Genomic DNA, 6,226 nt, shown 5'->3' with positions numbered 1-6,226 from the left:
CCCCGGGCGGGCCAGCGCGGCCGCGGGGCAGGCGGCCTACGATTATCTGTGCGCGGCCATCGACGACGCGCAGGCCGGCGCCATCCGCGCCATCGTCACGGCGCCGCTGAGCAAGCATTCCATGCATCTGGCCGGCATCGACCAGCCTGGCCATACCGAGATCCTGGCCGAACGGTCGCACACCATGGATTTCGCCATGATGCTGGCCAACGATGAATTGCGTGTGCTGCTGGTCACCATCCACATGGCGCTGGCCCAGGTGCCGGCGGCCATCACGCCGCAAGCCGAGATCCGGGCCTTGCGGCTGGCCGACCGGGCCTGCCGGCAAATGGGCATCGAGCGGCCCCGCATCGCGGTGGCCGGGCTGAACCCTCACGCGGGCGAAGACGGCAAGTTCGGTCGCGAAGACCTGGACATCATCGCGCCCGCCATCGCCCAGGCGCGCGCGGAAGGCCTGGACGCATCGGGGCCATGGCCCGGCGACACGGTTTTCATGCGCGCGCGGCGCGGCGAGTTCGACATCGTGGTCGCCCAATACCACGACCAGGGTCTGATCCCCGTGAAGTACCTGGGGGTAGACCAGGGCGTGAACGTCACGGTGGGTCTGCCCTTCGTGCGCACCAGCGTCGATCACGGCACGGCTTTCGACATCGCCTGGAAAGGCATGGCCGACCACGCATCGCTGGTGGCCGCCTTCGACCTGGCGCTGGCCATGACGCCTTAACCTGCCGTCCCGGAAGGTTCGGCGCGGCCTTATTTTTTTTCCCTGAGATCGGCTGCCAGCCGGGTGCGCGCCAGGCGACCCGCCGCCGCGCGATTGGCCCCTTGCCAATATTCGGGGTCGACATTCTGGATACGCCGCGCAGTGCTGAGCATGTGATGGACCGCTGCCGCCCGGGCGGCATCGACATCCTGCCGCTCGATGGCGGCACGTATCGCCTCGTGCTCGTTGCGCACATCGTCGGCCAGTTGTGCCTGGCGCGCTTCGTTGCCGCGCGTGACTCGTATGGCGTCTTTCAGGGCCCGCGTCAGCATGCCCAGCAGTTCCGGGTAGTGCGGATTGCCTGTCGCATGGGCAATGGCGATATGAAAGGCCAGGTCTTCCTCGACTCCGTCGCCATCCATGTCCACCGCAATGTCAATCGCGGCCAGTGCCCGGTTGATCCGCAGCATGTGCTGCCCGGTACGCCGTTCGGCCGCCAGCGCCGCCATTTCTCCTTCCAGGCCACGGCGCAATTCGATGATGCGCAAGACGCCGCGGGCCGGGTCTGCGTCGGGCCGGCCCAGACGGAATGCATCGCTGGATGACGGATCCAGCACAACGGTGCCGCTGCCCTGGCGGGTTTCCACCAGTTTTGCCGCCTTCAGGCGTGAAATCACCTCGCGCACGACGGTGCGGCTGACACCGTACTGCTCGGTCATGAACTTTTCCGTGGGCAGGCGCGAATTCACGGGATATACGCCACCGCGTATCTCCTGGGCCAGGATGTCCGTCAACCGATCGGACAGCGTTCTTTCATCGTGCTGGTTGGTCTCTTGCATGGCGAATACTAGCAACTTGAAGTTGTATTGACTAATTTGTAGTACAAATTAATAATATCAAAAAAACAACCCGGAGAGAGACACCTCATGCCAGGCAGTGCATCCAGACCCAGGGCTGCCCTTTGCCGCCGGTTTACCGGCGATGTCGAGGCGGCATTAAGCAAGCGCTACGCCTTGCATATCAATGAATCAGACCGGATCTTGGCGCCGGACGAAATCGTTCAATTCGCGCAAGGGGCCGAGATACTGCTTGCCAGTGCCACCGAGCAAGTCAACGCTGGCGTATTGCAGCGGCTTGCCCCCGCGCTGCGCTACGTTGCCACCCTGTCGGTGGGCTACGACCACATCGACCTGGAAGCCGCGCGCGCATTGGGCATCGGGGTACTGCACACCCCTGATGTCCTAAGCGACGCCTGCGCGGAAGTGGCATTGATGCTGATGCTCAACGCCAGCCGCCGTGGCTACGAGGCCGACCGCATGGTGCGCACCGGCAACTGGCCGGGCTGGGCGCCAACCCAACTGCTGGGCATCGGCCTGAAGGGCAAGCGCGTGCTGGTATTCGGCATGGGCCGCATCGGCCGTGAAATCGCCACTCGCGCCCGTGCCTTCGGCATGGATATCCACTATCACAACCGGCGCCGGCTGCCGCCGGAACAGGCCGCCGGCGCCACCTATCACGCCAACCTGGACGAGGCGTTGCGCATCGCGGATGTGCTGGTCATCGCCGTTCCCGGCTCTCCCGATCTCAAGGGCGTCATCAATGCCGAACGCCTGGCGCGCCTGCCTGCCCACGCCGTGCTGGTGAACATTTCGCGCGGCGACCTGCTGGTGGACGACGCATTGATCGAGGCGCTGTCCAGCGGCCGCCTGTTCGCCGCCGGACTGGACGTATTCGCCAACGAACCCCATGTCGATCCCCGCTACCGCGAACTCGACAATGTTTTTCTTTCCCCGCATATCGGCAGCGCCACCCGCGAAACCCGTGACGCCATGGGCCGACTTCTGATAGACGGGCTCGACACACTCTACCAGGGCGGCACGCCCGCCAATCTGCTCGACCCACGCTAGCCTCTCTTGCGAGATCTCCAGATGAACCTGCAACAACCTTCGCTGTTCCGCCAACAGTGCCATGTCGATGGCGTATGGATCAATGCGTCTGACGGCAAGACTATCGAAGTCACCAACCCGGCGGACGGCGCCGTGCTCGGCACCATGCCGGCCCTAACGCGCCAGGACGTGCAGCTGGCCGTCGAGGCCGCCAACCGCGCGTTGCCCGCCTGGCGCGCCATGGCCGCCAAGCAGCGCTCGCAACTGATCCGGCGCTGGTTCGATTTATGCATGGCGCACCAGGAAGACCTGGCCCGGCTACTGACCCTGGAGCAGGGCAAGCCCATCAAGGAATCGCGTGGCGAGATCGCGTATGGCGCCTCGTTCCTGGAATGGTTTTCCGAAGAGGCCAAGCGCGTCTATGGCGATGTGATTCCGGCCGCCACGGCCGATCGCCGCATCGTCGTCATCAAGCAACCTGTGGGAGTGGTCGCGGCCATCACACCCTGGAACTTTCCCAATGCGATGATCACCCGCAAGGCAGGCGCCGCGTTGGCGGCTGGCTGCACCATCGTGGTCAAGCCCGCAACCGCCACACCCTACTCTGCGCTGGCACTGGCCGAACTGGCGCAGCAGGCGGGCATCCCCCCCGGTGTGCTGAATGTGGTCACGGGCAGTTCCGCCATTGTCGGCGAAGTGCTGACCCGCAATCCCCTGGTGCGCAAGTTGTCGTTCACCGGCTCGACCAGCGTCGGGAAATTCCTGATGCAGCAATGCGCCGACACGATGAAAAAAGTATCGATGGAACTGGGCGGCAACGCTCCTTTCATCGTATTCGATGACGCCGACCTCGACCTTGCGGTGGCAGGCGCCATGGCGTCGAAGTTCCGCAACGCGGGCCAGACATGCGTGTGCGCGAACCGGATCTTTGTCCAGGAAGGAATTTACGACATGTTTGCCGAACGGCTCAGGCAGGCCGTGCAGGCCCTGCGCGTGGGCGACGGCCTGGAGGAATCCGTGGATCTGGGTCCCCTCATCGACCAGGCTGGCGTGGACAAGGTGCAGGAACACATCGACGACGCCATCGCGGGCGGGGCAAGGGTGCTGACGGGCGGACGGGCGCATGAACTGGGTGGGCTGTTCTATGAACCATCCATTCTGGCGGATGTGCCTCGGCACGCGAAGCTGATGCAGGAAGAAACCTTCGGGCCAGTCGCGCCGCTGATACGGTTCGGCACCGAGCAAGAAGTGATATCCCTGGCCAACGACACGCCCTTCGGACTGGCTGCTTATTTCTACACCGCGGACTACCGCCGCGCATGGCGCGTCGCCGAAGCGCTCGAGACAGGCATCGTGGGCTTGAACGAGGGCATCATCTCGACCGAGCTCGCGCCCTTCGGCGGCATCAAAGAATCGGGCATCGGCCGCGAAGGGTCCAAGTACGGCATCGATGACTATATCGAAATCAAATACATCTGCGCTGGCGGCCTGGGCAACGACTGATCCGGCCGGCACGCTCACAAGAGAAAATTCCATGACAGAACACAAACCGCATATCGGACTGATCGGTGCCGGGCTGATGGGCTCGGGCATTGGCGCCAGCCTGCTGCGCCACGGCTTTCCCCTGGCCATTCTGGAGCATCCCGGCAACCAGCCGCTGGACAAGCTGCTGGCCGCCGGCGCGACCACGCGACCGCAAGCCGCGCAGCTGGCCGCCGATGTCGACATACTCATCCTTTGCGTGACCGGGTCTCCGCAGGTCGAAGCAGTGCTCTTCCAGGAAGATGGGGTGCTGCATGGCCTGCGAAGCGGCACCATTGTGATCGACTGCTCTACCGCCATCCCTTCTTCCACGCGCAAGATTGCGCAGGCGATCCAGGATGTGGGCGGCCGTTTCCTGGACGCTCCGATGACCCGCACGCCGAAGGAAGCGGCCGAAGGCCGCCTGAACCTGATCGTGGGCGGCGACCGGCAGGTCTTTGAGCAATGCCTGCCGGTGCTGCAGGCTTATGCCGAGAATATTGCCTACGCGGGGAGCACCGGCGCCGGCCACCAGATGAAGCTGCTGCACAATTATGTGTCGCTGGGATTCTCGGCCATCCTGGCCGAGGCCAGTGCCTGCGCTCGCCAGTCCGGCACCGATCCCCGCATTTTCTGCGACATTCTGGCCGCGGGCGGCGGCGGCGGCGTTGTATTGAACCGGCTACGCCCCTATATAGAATCGGCGGACGCGTCGGGCTTCCTGTTTTCGATGTCGAATGCCCTGAAAGACATGGGCTACTACTGCACCATGGCCGAGGAACAGCAGGCCCATCACCTGCTTGCCCAGGCCGTCAGGGCGCTGTACGACGACGCCGCGCAGGCCGGACAGGCTCAATCGCCCGTGCCCATGCTGATCGAGCACCTTGCCGCGCCCCGGGCAGCGGCCGGCGGCGCATGACGGAAGCGGCCATGCCAAATAATCAATACACCATCTCGGTCATTCCTGGCGACGGTATCGGCAAGGAAGTCGTGCCCGCCGGCCTGCAGGTGCTGGACGCGGTTAGCCGCTTGCATGGCTTCGGCCTGCGGTACCAGCATTACGACTGGAGCTGCGAGACCTATAAGGCCACCGGAAAGATGATGCCCGACGACGGCATCGGGCGGCTGCGCGACAGCGACGCGATCTTTCTGGGAGCCGTGGGCTTTCCGGGCGTACCCGACCATATTTCGCTGTGGAACCTGTTGATTCCCATCCGCCGCGAGTTCGATCAGTATGTCAATCTGCGCCCCGTACGCTTGTTACCGGGGGTGCCCTGCCCGCTGGCCAACGCCCGCGAGCGCAAGATCGACTTCTGGATCGTGCGGGAGAACACCGAAGGGGAATACTCCCAGCTCGGCGGCCGCATGTTTGCCGGCACCGACCACGAGTTCGTCAGCCAGGAAGCCATCTTTACGCGCCGAGGCACCGACCGCGTCCTGAGGTTCGCGTTCGAGTGGGCCGGGCGGATAGGTTCCAACCACGTCACGTCTGCCACCAAATCCAACGGCATCTACCATTCCATGCCATTCTGGGACGAGCGATTCGCCGAAATGGCGGCCCAGTATCCGGATGTGGCAACAGACCAGTACCACATCGACATCCTGGCGGCGCGTTTCGTCATGTCGCCCGAACGCTTTGACGTGGTGGTCGGATCCAATCTCTTCGGCGATATTCTTTCCGACCTGGGCCCTGGCGTCACGGGAACCATCGCAGTCGCTCCCAGCGCCAATCTCAACCCGGAAAGAAAGTACCCGTCGATGTTCGAGCCGGTACATGGTTCGGCGCCCGACATCGCGGGCCGGGGTATCGCCAATCCCGTGGGGCAGATCTGGTCGGCGGCGATGATGCTAGAGCACCTGGGCGAGCCCGACGCCGCGGCCACCGTCATGCACGCCATCGAGGCGGCGCTAGCGGCGGACAACCGGCAAGTCACCCCGGACCTGGGCGGCAGCTCAAGCACTGGAACCTTCACCGCCCAGATTCTCGATTACATCAAGTAGCCAGGGCTATTCAGATTCTCGATCAGACACCCGTGCAAGCCTCGTCGATTCTCATCCGTGGGAAGAACCACGGCCATACCGTCAATCGTGAATGCCGCGAAAGCAAGGAGACCTC

The 6,226-nt window shown here is 63.9% G+C and carries 6 protein-coding genes; 5 read left to right on the top strand and 1 reads right to left on the bottom strand.

All coding sequences use genetic code 11. From position 1 onward, the window contains the following. A partial coding sequence (pdxA, locus tag LPZ50_RS04375; RefSeq protein ID WP_230658025.1) for a 4-hydroxythreonine-4-phosphate dehydrogenase PdxA occupies positions 1 to 724 on the top strand: 724 nt, incomplete at its 5' end. Positions 725 to 753: 29 nt separating this feature from the next. Here pdxA and LPZ50_RS04370 read toward each other — a convergent pair. Next, positions 754 to 1,542: a FadR/GntR family transcriptional regulator gene (locus tag LPZ50_RS04370; RefSeq protein ID WP_230658022.1), complete on the bottom strand. Its 789-nt coding sequence runs from the start codon at positions 1,540 to 1,542 to the stop codon at positions 754 to 756. 201 nt (positions 1,543 to 1,743) lie between these two features. On the opposite strand from LPZ50_RS04370, the gene LPZ50_RS04365 reads away from it, so the two are divergent. Genes LPZ50_RS04365 through LPZ50_RS04350 form a run of 4 tightly spaced genes read left to right on the top strand, consistent with a single transcriptional unit; the run spans position 1,744 to position 6,111 of the window. Then, on the top strand, positions 1,744 to 2,610 hold the full coding sequence (locus LPZ50_RS04365) for a 2-hydroxyacid dehydrogenase (RefSeq protein ID WP_230658019.1): 867 nt from the start codon (positions 1,744 to 1,746) through the stop codon (positions 2,608 to 2,610). A gap of 21 nt (positions 2,611 to 2,631) precedes the next feature. Continuing rightward, on the top strand, positions 2,632 to 4,092 hold the full coding sequence (locus LPZ50_RS04360) for an NAD-dependent succinate-semialdehyde dehydrogenase (RefSeq protein WP_230658016.1): 1,461 nt from the start codon (positions 2,632 to 2,634) through the stop codon (positions 4,090 to 4,092). Between the two features lie 31 nt (positions 4,093 to 4,123). Further along, complete coding sequence (locus LPZ50_RS04355) at positions 4,124 to 5,029, top strand: NAD(P)-dependent oxidoreductase (RefSeq protein WP_230658013.1); 906 nt, start codon at positions 4,124 to 4,126, stop codon at positions 5,027 to 5,029. 11 nt (positions 5,030 to 5,040) lie between these two features. Continuing rightward, the gene (locus tag LPZ50_RS04350; RefSeq protein ID WP_230658011.1) at positions 5,041 to 6,111 is read left to right on the top strand and encodes a tartrate dehydrogenase; all 1,071 of its coding nucleotides are present in this window, start codon (positions 5,041 to 5,043) and stop codon (positions 6,109 to 6,111) included. Positions 6,112 to 6,226: the final 115 nt, after the last annotated feature.

The sequence above is a fragment of the Bordetella petrii genome (assembly GCF_020991325.1).
GTDB classification, from domain to species: Bacteria; Pseudomonadota; Gammaproteobacteria; order Burkholderiales; family Burkholderiaceae_B; genus Bordetella_A; species Bordetella_A petrii_E.
The sequence above is the reverse complement of the archived record's forward strand: the minus strand, read 5'-3'. Positions and strand labels throughout refer to the sequence as shown.